Genomic DNA, 14,545 nt, shown 5'->3' on the forward strand with positions numbered 1-14,545 from the left:
ATGCCCCCAACGTGTGCCGTTTTGGTTCGGCCGGCACCACGCAGCCGTTGCGCTGGCTCGTCATTCCGTTCATGGCTCTTTGCTCGCTCCTAAGCGTCGATCGTCATAGACCCAAGTCAAGGTCGTCCGCTCGGCCGGTTTCCGGGGTTTTTGTCCGAACCTGGCGAGGAGCTCGTCGTTGGCTGCTCGGGGCGGATTGTGACCCGGATCCCGCGCGTTGGTCGAGCCCTACGCGCAGGCACGGTGGCACGGTCGATGCACGGATGAGGTCATCGAGGTGAGCTCGAGCGCCCGTCCGAGCCGTGGAACGGGCGTGGTAGCGTGGCGCGCCAATGGGCTCCTCTTCGGACGCGCGCGGCGCGCGGCGTTTCGACGCGCTGCGTGCACTGGCGCCCGGAATGCTCGTGGCGCTGCCCTTGTCGTTCGCCCTTCCGAGGGCGCTCCATCGTGCGTCATGGGCGACGCTCGGGCGCGACCAAGGGATCTTCCAGTACGTCGCCTGGGCGGTTGGACAGGGTGATCTGGCCTACCGCGATGTACGCGACGTCAACGGTCCCCTCGTTCCACTCCTTCACCTCGTCTTGTTGTGGCTCGGTGGTGACGACGAGCACCGCTTCCGTGTGCTCGACCTCCTCTTCACCGGCCTGACCGCAGCGTTCGCAGGCGCGACCTTCTGGACCCTCGCGCCGCACGCCGCCGATGCGTCGCGTCGGTTCCGCGGGGCACGCGCGATCTCCGCCGGGCTCGCCGCGTGGGGCGTCGTTTCGGCGCAGTACGTTGCCTACGGGTTCTGGGACTCGGCCCAGCGCGAGAGCTTCTTCGACTGGTTCCTGCTCGGCTCGCTCGGCTGCTTCCTGCTCGCTTCGCAGGCGCTCGCCGAAGCTCGTTCACGGCGCGGCCTGCTGTTTCTCGCCGCAGCCGGGGCAATGTCGGTCATGCCTTGGTTCGGCAAGCCGACGTATGCGCTCTTCACCGTCGCCGAGCTCCTCGTCCTGCTCCTCGATCGACAGCGGTTGTCGCGTCTCGCACGGGGGTTCGTGTTCGGCCTGGGCGGGGTTGCCGGCGCGCTCGTTCCCGTGCTGTTTCTCCTGGCCCGCGGTGACGTCGGCGCGTGGTTGCGCATCTCGTTCAAGGACGTGCCGGCGATGTATCGCTTCATCTGGCCGCGCACGCCGTCGGACATCCTCTTCAGCGATCTATCGAGGCTGACGTGGCTCGCGCTCGCGTCGAGCGGCGGCGTCATCCTCTTCGTTCTCTTACGAAGATTGCCCGTTCGCGCCCTGGTGCTCGCCACGACGCCTCTCTGCGGCCTGGTCTCGGTGGTCGCTCAGGCGAAGGGATTCATCTACCACTTCCATCCGGTCACGGTCGGTTCGGCCCTGTGCCTCGTGGCTCTGGCCCTCTCCGTCTGGGATTGGGCGGATTCGCGTTCGTCGCTCGCCCTTCGGGGCGTGTCGGCCGTCGTCGCTTCGGCGCTCGCTCTGGTCCTCGGGTGGCGCATGAGCCGTCTCGCGTGGCGGGCGCCCTATCCCCCGCACCCGAATCACACGAGGAAGCGTCGAACGCGGAGAGTCTCGCGTTCTACGATCGCGTCGACTTCTTTCCGACGGCCCTTCGTAACGCGGCGGCCTTCGTCGATGCGAACACGCGCGAAGACGAGCGCGTCCAGACGTACGGCATGGATCCGTACGTGCTGTTCCTGGCGCGCCGCAAGAGCGCGACGCCATATATCTACGCGTACGACCTCAATGCCGATGCCGCGCTTGTCGGTAGCTTCGATCCGGCAGGGGTCCACCCGACGCCCGCGCAGAGGGACGTGATTCGCGCGATGCGTGACGCACACGAGCAAGACATGCTCGAGCGGCTGAAGACGACTCCACCGCCGGCCTTCGTCTTCATCGGACGATCACCATTGATGAGCTTCGCGGACGCCGTGCAGGATTTCGAAACGCACTGCCCGACCGCGGCCGCGTGGGTGGAGAGCAACTACGTCGAAACGGCCGATTTCGAGGGGATCCGTGTGTGGCTTCGTCGGGATAGAGCCGCACGTGCCAGGCCGCGCTAACTTGCCGCTCCGACTTGTCACACACCGGCTGTGGGGTACCTGCGGTAGACTGAAACGATGCGTAGCCCCGGCGATTATGTGCCCGCCTCGTCGCCGACTCCACCGTCGGTGACGTCAGGCACGCCCGGTACCCCGGCTGTCGTACCCGTTCCCGTGGAGGCGCCGCCGGTTTCGACTTCTTCGGGCACCACGCCGAGCGGCGTAACTACGATTCCCAGCGGGAACGGTCCGAGCTCGGTCAACGGAAGCGCGCTCCAGAGCACGGGCCAGAGCACGGGCCCTTCGTCGGTCCAGCCGCCCCCGCCGATCAGCAGCGAGACGCCCGACCTTCGTGCGCCGGCCCTCTATTTGAATCGCGAGCTTTCCTGGCTCGAATTCAACGCGCGCGTCCTTGCCGAGGCTGAAAACGAGGTCGTTCCGCTCCTCGAACGCCTCAAGTTCCACGCGATCGTCGGCTCGAACGTCGATGAGTTCTTCATGGTTCGCGTGGCCGGCCTCAAGCAGCAGCTGACCGGCGAAGTCGGCGAGCTCGCGGCCGATGGGCTCACCGCCCACGAGCAACTCGTGAAAATCTCGCTGCGCGCCCACGAGCTCGTGGCGCAGCAGATGACCGGCCTCATCGGCAATCTCCTGCCGAGGCTCGCCTCGGACGGCACGCTCGTTCTCGTCAAACCGGAGCAGCTCTCGCCCGACGCCATCGCCCTGATGGACGAGCGGTTCCACACCGAGGTCTTCCCGATCCTCACGCCGATCGCGATAGACCCCGGCCACCCGTTCCCGCACGTCCGTAACAAGAGCCTCAACCTCGGCGTGATGTTCTCGCGTGAGGGCGAGAACGAGCCCGGCTTCGGCGTCGTCCAGGTGCCGATGATGCTGCCGCGCCTGCTCGAAGTGTCGGGATACAAGACCGACTCGGGCATGCCCGCGAAGCACGCGTTCGTCCTTCTCGAGGACCTCATCGCGCGTCACGTCGGCACCATTTTCCCGGGCGTTCGTCACAAGGGCGTCTACACGTTCCGCGTCACGCGCAACTTCGACCTCGAAATCGACGAGGAAGAGGCGCAGGACCTCCTGCAGACCATTCAGCAGGAGCTGCGTCGTCGCGAACGCGGCGCCGCGGTTCGTCTCGAGGTCGCCGGCGAGCCGAGCGCCGACTCGCTCGCCAAGCTCGTTCGCTCGCTCAAGCTCGATCCCGAACGCGACGTCTATCGGTCGGCCTTCCTCAACGTCTCCGACTTGATGGGCTGGGTTCCGCGCGAAGAGCGCCGCGATCTGCGCGACGACCCCTACAGCCCGCTCGTCACCTCGCCTCTGCGCGACACCGATGACATCTTCGCGACCATTCGCGAAGGCGACATCCTTCTCCACCACCCGTACGAGTCGTTCGACCCGATCGTCGAGCTCATCACGCGGGCCGCCGACGACCCCGACGTCCTCGCCATCAAGCAGACGCTCTATCGAGCCGGCGGCGACTCGCCGATCGTCAAAGCGCTCGCGCGCGCCGCGGAGACGGGCAAACAGGTCACCGCGATCGTCGAGCTCAAGGCGCGCTTCGACGAAGAGTCCAACATCGTCTGGGCCCGCACGCTCGAGCAGAGCGGCGTTCACGTCGTCTACGGCCTCCTCGGCCTGAAGACGCACGCCAAGTGCCTGCTCATCATCCGTCGTGAGCGCGGCGGCCTCCGCCGGTACGTCCACCTCTCGACCGGCAACTACAACACCACCACGTCCCGTCTCTACACCGACGTGGCGCTGCTCACCGCCAAGCCGAGCTACGGCGCCGACGCGTCGTCGCTCTTCAATCTGCTCACGGGATACAGCGCACCGGCGAAGTGGAACTCGCTCGTCGTCGCGCCGCTCGGCTTGCACGAAGCCATCCTGGGCCTCATCGCACGTGAGGCGGAGCACGCGCGTCAGGGCAGGCCGGCGCGCATCGTCGCCAAGATGAACTCCCTCGTCGACGAGGACGTCATCGAAGCGCTCTATCGCGCCTCGCAGGTCGGCGTGCCGATCTCTCTGCTCGTTCGCGGCATCTGCTGTTTGCGCCCCGGCGTGCCGGGCGTCAGCGAGAACATCGAAGTCCGCGCGCTCATCGATCGATACCTCGAGCACGGGCGCATCTTCCACTTCGCCAACGCCGGCAAAGACGAGGTCTACATCTCCAGCGCCGACTGGATGCCGCGTAACTTCCATCGCCGCGTCGAGGTCATGATCCCGATGGAGGACTCGGCGATTCGCACGCGGCTCATCGACACGCTGAACGTCTCCTGGTCCGACAACGTGAAGGGCTGGGTGCTCGAGCCGAACGGTGCTTACGTCCGCGCGCAGGCGCGGCCGGGGCAGCCACTCATTCGCAGCCAGGCAAAGTTCATCGAGCAGACGCGCGACAAGGTGAAGGTCGCCGATCAGGCGGCGCGCCCGTCGACGCGCTTCCACATGATGCCCACCGCGCAGCGCTCGCCGCTCGAAGGCAAGGTTCCGCGCCCGCAGCAGCGCCGTCGCGCCCGTCGCGACGAGCAATAGTCAACGTGCTTAGGCCGCGAGTGGCTCGGCGACCGCGTTGGTCAGCAGCCGAAGCCACGCGCGGATCTGGTTGAAGACGAGCGAGTGGTCGTAGACGCGTCGTTGGCCCGAGCTGCCCATCGCGTCGCGCATGTGTTCGTCCGCCAGGAGGACATCGAGGTTGTGTGCGATCTCGTCCGGATCGCGAGGATCGTTCGTGACGAGGCCGTCGACGCGATTGCGGATCTGCCGCTGGAGTCCGCTCGCGCTCGTGCCGATGACCGGAAGGCGCTTCCACATGGCTTCGGTCACCGTGAGCCCGAAGCCCTCCTCGAGCGAGTTCTGTATGACGACGGTGGAGCATCGCTGCAGTGCATTGACGATGAGCGCGTTCTCTTTGCGAGAATGCATCGGCAGCGTGAGAATGGCGACGTCGTTCCGGACCTCCGCGGGCAGCGTGCGATACGTCGCGAGGAGCGAGCGGAGATCCTCGTGGGCTTGGGGATCGTCCTGGATGCTCGAGGGATCGGGCCCGGCGAGGATCAAGCGGACGAGGTCGATGCGTCGCGCATGACGAGGATCCGCGCTTGCCATGTGCGAGCCACGAGTCTTGAGTCGCGCGAAAGCGAGGAGGAGGGGCTCCCATCCTTTGAGGAAGTCCCACCGCGAGATCTGCGTGACGATCGGCCGAAAAAGCAGGCCTAGATCTTCACAGCCGTCCGAGGGGCGAGTGCGCGATGCTCCGTCGAGCCGACTCACGCGATGTTCGAAGGCGGGGGTGAGCACCGGAGAGGTCGCAGACTGCAGGCCTGCGTTGCAGAGAACGCCCATCAGCTTGTGGGGGCGGAGCTCGCGATTCTTGTGACTCCACGGGTCGATGCCGGGTTGCATCGCGGTGACGTGGCCTTTCAGGTACTCCGGTGCATAGTCGGCGAACGTGAACACGCTGCGGTCACAAGCTTCGACGTACGGACGCAAGAACTCCCAAGCCTCGCGCGTCGGTTCGGGCGAGGTGGGAATGCCGATATGGCTGCGGAAGATCACCCGCACCGCGTGCTCGCGACGGAGAAAGGCACCGAGCCCCAACGGCTGGGGGTCGTGGATCACGATCACGTCACCCGGGGCGATGTGTTTGGCGAGCTCGTCGGCGTTCCGGCGGTTCACGCCCTCGAAGAGAGCGCGATCGTGCGCATCGAGCGGCCCCGACGCCTGCCCGTGAATCATGTTGTGGATGCGCTTCGTGAGGGCGAAGAACTCCGCGCGGTCGGCGCCGATGATACCCCATCGACACGGCACCCCGACCTCGTCGAGCAGGCTCACGAGCTTGGGCATCATCTCGGCAACGCCGCCCCCGTGTGATGTCGAGCTGATCATCCAAACGGTGCGCGGGCCGAGCCGAGGAACGAGCTTGGCCGCCTCCGCTCGAAGCTCGGAGACACGGCTCGTCAGGTAGGCCTCACGGTCGTACGCCTCGAGCGTGATCGGCTCTTTGACCTCGACTTCCTCGAACATCGCCCACCGCTCAAGAACCTAGGTTCGGGCGCGACCCCTCGCGAGCGAGGCTGGAGTCACGCCCTCGTCTTCACGAGGCGCATTCGATGCGATCACGATCGACCGGTCGCGCGCAGGAGTTGCGGGCGAGCGATGGGAAGCTCTTCCGTTCGCGAGCGCGGCCTTGGCGCCCGGGCCGAGAACGTGACCCTCGAACGGCAAAACCGGCCTCGGTGGCTGTTGACGGCCCATGCCTCGGAGCTGATACATCTGTGACCCTCAGTCGCATGCATGCGGGCGCATGCATCTGCAACGGCAGGGCAAATGAAAGAATTCGAGTTCGGCGATCCGTCTGTCTCCATCAGCCGAGCAGGCATGGGTCCGTTCCTCGCGGCCTTCGGCGCGTACCAGTCGCGCGGTGAGAAGGTCGTCAAGCGTCACCTCGGCGTCGAAGAGTTGAGCGCGGATCCCAGCACGCGCTATCCCCTCTCGGGCTACCTCTCCGCGATGCGCGAACTCCAGGAGCAGTTCGGCTTCTCGTTCATCCGCAAGATGGGAACGCTGGTCTTCGAGAAGGCGGTGTTCCCGCCTGGTCTCGACTCGGCGGCGAAGGTCCTCGCCTCGCTGAACCAGGCCTTCTACATGAACCACCCCAACGCCGAAGAGGGGAAGATCGGTGGCTACCAGTGGAAGGCCGACGGCGATGCGCGGGGCATCATGTTTTGCGACAATCCCTATCCGTGCTCCCTCGATACGGGGATTCTCGAAGGCATCACCTCGCGCTTCTCGGCGAACTGGAAGGTCTCGCACGACGAAGCGATGCCGTGCCGCGCCAAGGGAGGTGATTCGTGCACGTATGTCGTAGAGTGGTGAAATGGCACTGACGTTCGATCAGCGACTGGCCCGCGCCGAAGAGGTCCTCACTCGCGTCGCCGACGGCGACTTCGACGTTCGCATCGAGACCCAAGGGTCGACCGATGCGCTCGGCAGTCTCGAGATGGGGATCAACTTCCTCATCGTCGATCTCCGCTCCATCGATCGTTCGAACCGCGAGAAGGCCGATGCGCTCGCTGTCCAGCGACGGGAGCTCCAGGAGAAGCTCGTTACCATCGAGCAACAGGAAGCCTCGATCCGCAAGCTGACCACGCCCGTCATCGAAGTCTGGGACGACATCCTGGCGCTTCCGATCGTCGGCATGGTCGATCGCCAGCGCAGCGAAGAGTTGATGGAGAACTTGCTGAAGCGGGTCATCACCTCGCGCTCGCGCTGCGTGGTCCTCGACGTGACCGGCATGGACCTCGTCGACACGCAGACCGCGGACTACCTTCTTCGTATCGCGCGCACCGTCGCGCTCGTCGGTGCGTACTGCGTGGTCTCCGGCATCAGCCCGAAGATCGCCCAGACCCTCGTGCACATGGGCGCCGACCTTCGCGAGCTTCGTGCTCTCGCGACGCTCAAAGAGGCCATCAAGGACTGCATCGCGCACCTGGCGAAGACCGCCGAGAACCAGGCGTAGTCCGTCTCGAATCCGCTCGACGTCCTTCGCGGGCGCGTGAAGCTCCGCTAGCTCGGAGCATCCGCGCCCGCAGGCGTTTTGTCGATCAGGCGAGCTGGAGCAAGTTCCAGAGCGCGTGGACGGCGAACGAGGCGACGATGCCGCCCTCGGCGTAGGCGAGACCGAAGCCGATCCCGAGCAGCAGCGTCTGCCACAACGCGACCTCGTACACGCCGAGATGGGCGATGCCGAACGCGGCGGCCGACGCGAACAGGCCGTAGGACTTGCCGTACTTGCGAACGAGCGCGTCCATGAGGAGCCCGCGGTAGACACGTTCTTCGGCGAGCGGCACGACGGCGACGGTCATCGCGCCGAGCATCGTCGTGGCGCGCGCATCGGCGATTCGTCGCGCCACCTCGGCGGCTTCACGGAGCGAGAGCTGGCGCGCTGCGTCGTCGAGCTTTCCCGCGCACTGGGCGATCTGCGTTCCGGCGTCGATGAAGAGGCGGGAGCCTTGGAGCATGGCCGCCGTGAAGACGAGCCCGAGGGCAACGGCGAAGAGTGTCTTGGCGGGGGCTAGCTTGCCTTCGCGTTCGGGTGCCTCTCCGCTCGATCGGCGCACGAAGATCGGAACGATGACGCCATAGGCGAGGAGCCCGATGGATTGCACGAAGAGCCCCGCGCCTGCGTGACGGAGTGCGTAGAGAAAGAGCGGGAGCAACGACGCCGCGATGATGGCCCCGCCGAGGAGACGAGGCGGCGGCTCGGAAGGACGCGTGACGGCGTACGCCTCGGAGCGCGAGATCCCGAGCTTGCCGAGAAGCTCGAGCGCAGTCCGCTCGCGCGAGGGCGCGAAGGCGAGGATCGCGGTGGTCGCTATCAGGGCACAGCCGAGTCCGAGCCAGACCGTCCAATGCACCCCTCGCCAACAGAGCCGCCCGACGACGAGCAGCCAGCGCATCCCTACGGCGACGAGCGCAGCCGCAGCCACGCCTGGGAATCGCGGCGTTCGTCGTGTCAGCTCGAAGACGACGTACGAGGCGAGCAAGACATCGACGAGGGCGCGACCCGAACCAATGGCGTGCTTGAGCACGAGCTCCCGATCGAGCTCGAGCAAAAGGACGAGCGGGATGGCCGCGACCAGCGCCACGAGCCAACGGACGCGATTCCAGGCGCGAAGGCTCGGAATCGCGAGGGCGGCCGCGAACGTGTCGCGAAGACTGGCGTCGCGTTCGAGCGCGACCGGCACCGGCTCGAAAGGGCCGTGATCGCTGCTGGCGACGGGGGTTTCGGCACGTAGCTGAACGATGCCGCCCTCTGCCGCAAGCTCGCTCGGCGAGCAGGGTCGAGGGGGGCCTCCTTCATCGCTACGCACATGAACCACGCCGCCATGATAATAAGAGGACCGTGCTCTTCGGCCTAACGCGCGGCGAGATGATCCTCACGGCGTTCGTCTTTGCCCTCATTTACGGGGCGGGACTTCTGCCGAGGGTTGCGGCACGGCTCGGGGGAAAGGCTCCCACGGCCCCCAACACAAGCGACGACTGAAGGAACGACGGCGGGACGGGGATGGCGGGCGAGCCCATTTCACAGGGACTTGGGCATCCGAGTGCGCCCGGAAGCTCGCCGATCGTCTTCGTGACGGATGCCTCGGCCGAAGCGGAACGCATCGCCGACACGCTGCGCGTTGCAGGGTACGTCGTCGCCGACGTCCCTCGCGCCATGCTCTCGGCGCGCGTGGCGGCTCAGCATCCGAACGTCGTGCTGGTCGACATCGATGCCGATGGCATTCTGGGGGACCTCGCGCGTATTCGCCGCCTTCCGGGCTCGGGCGCGATCGACTTCGTCTATCTCGGCAGTGGCATTGGCCCGGTGAAGAATGCGGATGAAGCGCTCTCGGCCGATGGTGCAGCCTTCTTCTTGCGCCCGGTCGACATCGGCGGCCTCGTTCGCAAGATCGACGCGCTGACGGGCGGTCCCGTGCCTCGTCCGCTCGTACGGCCGTCCACGCCTCCGCCGTCGATTCCTGCCGGTCGCTACGGTGGCGGTCCGACGAGTGGTCGTGAGCCGGGCAGCGATCGCCCGAGCATGCCGTCGCTCCCCGCGCCGGGGCTTCGCACGCCGGGGCCGCCCTTGCCGATGAGCACCACGTCGCTCGCGGACTTCGTCGACCCGCCGCGTGCGCTCGCGCCGTTCGGCAGCGTCAGCCACGAGCTGCAGCAGCTTCTCGCCGATGCCGAGTATCGCGCGGAGGTCGCATCGTCGTCGTCTGCCGAGATTCCGCTGCCGAGCCCCGAAGAAGAGCTCGAAGCGGTGCTCCCCGCGGACGTGCTCGCGCTCCTCGACGAGCCGCTCGAGGGCGACGAAGACGACGTGATCCACGACGTGCGAAATCACGAGACGTCTTCCGGTCGCGAAGGTCGGGAGGGCCACGCACGGGCGACCACGTCGGGCGGCACGCGCCAATCCACGACGGGAGCGGGCTCGTCGACGGGGGCGAGCACGGGAGGCCGAGCGATCACGAGTGCGCCGCCGTCGCTCGCGGCCAGGCGAACCCAGGAGCTCGGCACCATCGAACGCTACGAACGTGCCGAGCCGGCGCCCACGTCGATGCGGACCGAGCCGCCGGCCAGGCCCTCGTCGTGGCTGCCGCCGCCGATGGCAACGCCCGCGGCACCGCCCGTCGAAGTGCGGGGACCGAGCCTGCAACCGGCCTCGGAGGTCGGTGCACCCGCGGTCGTTCTCGGCCGCAACGATGCGCGGCGCTTCTTCGCCGACGCCATTACGCGCCGAGCCACGGGCTCTCTCTGCTACGAGCAGGAGGGCGTCGTGCGCCGCGTGGTCATGCGGGATGGCGATCTCGTCGCGGCGGCCTCGGCCGACGAGCGCGAGTCACTCGTGCAGTTCCTCGGTGCGAGCGGTGAGCTCCCGCGCGACGAAGTGGAGCGCCTCATCTCGAAGGTCCCTCCCTACGGACGCCACGCCGGCGCTGCGCTCGTAGCGCACGGTTGGCTCGGACAGGACCAACTCTGGCGCGTGCTCCGCGCGCATGCGGAGTGGATCGCTTCGCGGATCCTCCTCCTCTCGGGCGGAACCGCGCAGCTCGAGCCCGAGCCGCCGGGCCGTCTTCGGTCCGAGCCGAGCGTGTTCGGTGCATCGACGGGCCCCGAGGTGTTCGTCGAGCTCGTTCGACGCGCGGTGACACCGGAGGAGGCGCTCTCCGTGCTCGGTGGCGAAGGAAGTCGCCTCACCGATGGCGCGAATCAGTCACTCTATGCAGAGTGCAATGTTCCCCCGCAAGACCTCGAGTTGCTTGCGCGCGTTCGTGGAGGCACGATCGGCGATCTCCTGGCCCGCGCCCCCGACGCCGAGATCGTGTCCGTCGTGCACGCGCTCGCATTGCTCGGCGTCATCGAGGTGGTTCCCGCGCCCGATTTCACGCGTGGCGCCGCCCGTCGCGAGCGCGATCGCGGGCCGACCGGCGTGGATGCCGATGCGCTTGCGATCGACGAGGATGCCGTCCGCGCACGCGTGCGTGCCCGGGGCGAGCTCGTCGACGAGGGCGACTACTTCGCGGTGCTCGGTGTCTCGCGCGACGCCACCAGCTACGAGATTCGCCGTGCGTACCTCGAGCTCCGGCGAACGTTCGAGCCTTCGAAGATCCTCACGCCGCGCCTTCGTGATCTGGAGAGCGAGGTCCGCAAGATCGTCGTGGTGCTCGACGAGGCCTACGAGATCCTGCGCGACGCCGCTCGCCGCGAGCGCTATCGCCGAGCCATCGAAGCGCGCCCCGAATAGGCGAACGGCTGCTCACTGCTCACTGCTCACTGCGCAACGAGCACGCGTGGTGTTCGCGACGAGATCAGCATGAGCATGTTGGTCGGCGGAGACCCGAGCGTCGCACACGTCTCGCAATCGATGGGGACGGCACGAAGCTCGTCGGGCGTGAGCTGCCCGTCGCCGTTGCTGTCGGCATCGGCGATGAGGTCGAACCTGCCGGCGTAGGGATCGGCTCCGGCGAGGAAGAGATTCTCGGCGGCCACGAGGAGTGGAAGGAGGGTCAAATCGTCTTCGCGGACGACGAGCGTATGCGTGCGATCGAAGGGAAGGGAGTTGGCGCCCGTTCCGAGCAGCCCGAGGTCGATCGCTAGCTTGCGATCGCCCTTCTCGGCGCGTGCCGAGACGATGAGCGCGGGGCCGTCGTGGTAGCGATCGTCCGGCCAGAAGGAGTTCTCGTCGTCGGCGGTGACGCGAAAGCGAGCGTCGATCGCGTCGTCCACGTTCACCCGACTCACGTTGTCGTGCTTCGCGACGGGGAGACCGAGCCCTTGGAGCGTGACGCTGATCGCGGCAGGGCCGATGCCGATCGCTCGTGCGAACGGCTCGGCGTGCATGGCTGCGTTCCACTCCCAGCGCTCGGCGCCTCCCGAGTACTTCGGGTTGGCCGAGATGGCGCTGATGTTCGCCATGATGGCGACGCGTGTGAACGTGATGGTCCAACCGTCATCGGTCATGAACGGCTCGCCGCGTGTCGGAGGCGACGGATCGCTCGCGAATCCGGCGGCACCTGCGGGCGGCGGCTTTTCCGACGCCGGGACGCAAGCTCCGAGAAGGGCGAAGGCGAGAGCGAGAGCGCGCTTCATAGCCCCGCCTCCACTCCGATGCTCGGAATGACGATCGGTCCAAACGTGTCGTCGCGGCACCCTGCGAGGTCGCACTTGGTTCCCACGATTTCCTTGGATGCCGTCACGTTGAGCCCCTCGAAGACGAGGGAAATGTAGCGCTCTTTCTGGAAGGACCAACGCTTCTCGAGTCGAACGTCGACCCTGTAGAACGGCGAGAGGCGGCCCGACGTCGTCATCACGTCTTGTTGGTCGGGCCAGCCACGATAGGTGAGAAAGCGGCTGGACGCGCGCCACCCGGCGCCGAGGTCGGCGGCCCCGCCGATTTGGAAGACGTACGAACGATCGAAGGGGCTGACCCGCTGCGGCTGGTAAAGCGTCGAGCCGAGCTCGCTTCGCGAGAGCGTGAAGCTCGAGAATGCCGCGAAGCGCTCGCTCAGTTTTCGTTTGAGAGAGACTTCGAGTCCGTATGCCTGAGAGGGCGATGCAGGGGCGGGCTGGGCCTCGTCGAGACTGAGATTCCCGCGGTCGCGCGCGAAGTCACGCAGCGCCAGGTACGTGTGGTGGTAGCCGATCGCCTTGAGGAGGAAGCGAAGCGGCAGCGCGACCTCGGCGCCCGCACTCTTCTGGTAGCCGTATCCGAGACCGCCTGGCAGGCCGCTGTAACCGACGGCGGGCACGGGGATGGGAAACGCAGGCGGTTGAGGGGCCACGCCGAGCGCCGCGAGGAAGGCCACCTTGGGTACGAGCGGTACGCGCATCGAAAGGCGCGGGCTCGGGCCTACGAGCGTCTTCCCCGCACTCGTGAACACGTCCGCGCGCGCGGTGCCGACGATCTCCCAACCGGTGAAGGGGCGATACGTGGCCGAGGCCCATGCACCACTCGCCAAGTCGGTTCGTGGGGCAAAGAAGGCCAGGGCTTGATCGTATTCCTCGCGCTGAACGGCGTACGGGCTCGGGAGGTCGCCGGTGTAAAAGTCGGCCTGGACGTCCGCGCCGAGCTCGAAATCGAGGTTCTTGGTGATGGGCCTTCGATGGCGTGCACGCACGCCGAGCATGATGTCTTGAGCGAAGCGCGCGCCTTCGATGCGCGTGCGGTCGATGCCAAGCGTGGTCGCGATGCGCGTGAACGAACCGCCGTCGCCACGATGATCGAGCCTCACGTCGAGGCGATGGAACTCCGACGCGAAGAGGACCTTCTCCTTCTCGTCTTCGATCGTCGACGTGTAGTCGAACGACCCGAACGCGAGCGCAGAGAGCCGCGTGCGATCGGACAGGTCGTACGAGACGCGCGCGTTGTAGTCGCGGTAGTCGACCGTGGTGTTGGGCGCGACGAGCGAGAGGATCGCGGCGGTGTACGAATAGCGACCGCCCACGCCTGCGGAACCGCGGCCCTCTGCGAAAGGCGCTTCGACGTAGGCGCCGGCATCGAAGATGCGGATCTGACCTTCGCCGGTGAGGTCTTTGGACGGTTCGCGCGTCTGTCCGGCGACGACGCCTCCTGCGAATCGACCGAAGCGCGCCGGGTAGGCCGCGGGGTGAAGAGCGACTTCTTCGATCAGCGCCGGTTGGATGACGCTCGGCCCCAGCCCGAAATGAAACAGGTACGGGACGCGGACTTCGTCGACGTAGTACCCGACGGCGGAGGGCGGGGCGCCGCGAATGTAGAAATAGGGCAGGCCCGACACGATCGGCACCACCCCAGGCAGCGAATCGATGGCGCGGAACGGGTCGCCGAACGCGCCGGGGATCATCCGGATCTCGGCGCGACCCAGGCGATGCTCGGTGGGCGTGCGTAGCTCGTTCCGCCCGAGCACGAGGACCTCTTCGATCTTCGATTGCGTGCTCGGCGGGGGCGGAGGGCTAGGACTCGTGACGACGTTCGGCGTGGCGCCTTCGGGAGCAGGCGGCCGCTCGGGCTCGGGCGGCGAGAACGCGACGCCGATGCGGATGCGTGCCCGGAGCGGCTTTCCCGCTCGCGTGGCAGGGGTGAAACGCCACGCGCCGATCGCTTCCTTGGCCGCTGTCGCGAAAGGCTCCTCGCCCTCGGCGATGGTGACATTCGAAACCGATCCGTCGGTCTCCACGACGACTTCGACCAGCACGGCCGCCGTGCCGGTGGCGCCTGCGGGATAGGTCGCTTCCTTCGTCTCGATGGCGCGGGGCGACACGACCGGAGCATCCGACGGCGGTGCCTCTTTGACATCGTCGGCTCGGGCCGTGCGCGGATGGACGACTCCAGGCCCAAGCGTCGCCAAGACGCTCAGCGCAAGGAGCAGGCCGAAGCGCTGCCGTTTGCCGCCAGATCCCATGCCCGTTCGAAGAGAGAAGAGCTCTGGGAAGTACCACGGCTCGCAGCTTTGTTTCGAA

10 protein-coding genes are annotated in these 14,545 nt (G+C 66.9%); 6 read left to right on the forward strand and 4 right to left on the reverse strand.

Annotated features, from left to right (window positions below; all coding sequences use genetic code 11):
- Nucleotides 1-332: 332 nt before the first annotated feature.
- Genes AKJ09_RS17945 through ppk1 form a run of 3 tightly spaced genes read left to right on the forward strand, consistent with a single transcriptional unit; the run spans nt 333 to nt 4,588 of the window.
- Nucleotides 333-1,820: a hypothetical protein gene (locus AKJ09_RS17945; RefSeq protein ID WP_146648421.1), complete on the forward strand. Its 1,488-nt coding sequence runs from the start codon at nt 333-335 to the stop codon at nt 1,818-1,820.
- 8 nt (nt 1,821-1,828) lie between these two features.
- Nucleotides 1,829-2,065 carry a hypothetical protein gene (locus AKJ09_RS17950; RefSeq protein ID WP_146648422.1) on the forward strand — a complete coding sequence of 79 codons (237 nt, stop codon included), beginning with the start codon at nt 1,829-1,831 and terminating at the stop codon, nt 2,063-2,065.
- A gap of 57 nt (nt 2,066-2,122) precedes the next feature.
- Entirely contained in the window at nt 2,123-4,588 is a 2,466-nt protein-coding gene (ppk1, locus tag AKJ09_RS17955; protein ID WP_146648423.1) for a polyphosphate kinase 1, read from the forward strand.
- Nucleotides 4,589-4,597: 9 nt separating this feature from the next.
- Here ppk1 and AKJ09_RS17960 read toward each other — a convergent pair whose 3' ends face one another.
- The gene (locus AKJ09_RS17960) at nt 4,598-6,079 is read right to left on the reverse strand and encodes a glycosyltransferase (RefSeq protein WP_146648424.1); all 1,482 of its coding nucleotides are present in this window, start codon (nt 6,077-6,079) and stop codon (nt 4,598-4,600) included.
- A 303-nt stretch (nt 6,080-6,382) separates the two neighbouring features.
- Between AKJ09_RS17960 and AKJ09_RS17965 the strand changes: the two genes are divergently transcribed.
- Nucleotides 6,383-6,931 (forward strand): hypothetical protein, encoded by a 549-nt coding sequence (locus AKJ09_RS17965; RefSeq protein ID WP_146648425.1) that lies wholly within the window; start codon nt 6,383-6,385, stop codon nt 6,929-6,931.
- A gap of 1 nt (nt 6,932) precedes the next feature.
- Nucleotides 6,933-7,574: an STAS domain-containing protein gene (locus AKJ09_RS17970; RefSeq protein WP_146648426.1), complete on the forward strand. Its 642-nt coding sequence runs from the start codon at nt 6,933-6,935 to the stop codon at nt 7,572-7,574.
- 85 nt (nt 7,575-7,659) lie between these two features.
- Here AKJ09_RS17970 and AKJ09_RS17975 read toward each other — a convergent pair whose 3' ends face one another.
- Nucleotides 7,660-8,937 (reverse strand): CPBP family intramembrane glutamic endopeptidase, encoded by a 1,278-nt coding sequence (locus AKJ09_RS17975; protein ID WP_146648427.1) that lies wholly within the window; start codon nt 8,935-8,937, stop codon nt 7,660-7,662.
- Between the two features lie 185 nt (nt 8,938-9,122).
- On the opposite strand from AKJ09_RS17975, the gene AKJ09_RS17980 reads away from it, so the two are divergent.
- Nucleotides 9,123-11,351: a DnaJ domain-containing protein gene (locus AKJ09_RS17980; protein WP_146648428.1), complete on the forward strand. Its 2,229-nt coding sequence runs from the start codon at nt 9,123-9,125 to the stop codon at nt 11,349-11,351.
- A 26-nt stretch (nt 11,352-11,377) separates the two neighbouring features.
- Here the strand turns inward: AKJ09_RS17980 and AKJ09_RS17985 are convergent, their stop codons facing one another.
- Together AKJ09_RS17985 and AKJ09_RS17990 are read right to left on the reverse strand one after the other, a co-directional pair.
- The gene (locus AKJ09_RS17985) at nt 11,378-12,196 is read right to left on the reverse strand and encodes a hypothetical protein (protein ID WP_146648429.1); all 819 of its coding nucleotides are present in this window, start codon (nt 12,194-12,196) and stop codon (nt 11,378-11,380) included.
- Nucleotides 12,193-14,487 (reverse strand): TonB family protein, encoded by a 2,295-nt coding sequence (locus AKJ09_RS17990; RefSeq protein WP_146648430.1) that lies wholly within the window; start codon nt 14,485-14,487, stop codon nt 12,193-12,195. Before AKJ09_RS17990 ends, AKJ09_RS17985 begins: the two co-directional genes overlap by 4 nt.
- Between the last annotated feature and the right edge of the window lie 58 nt (nt 14,488-14,545).

It is taken from the genome of Labilithrix luteola, from assembly GCF_001263205.1.
Taxonomy (GTDB): domain Bacteria; phylum Myxococcota_A; class Polyangia; order Polyangiales; family Polyangiaceae; genus Labilithrix; species Labilithrix luteola.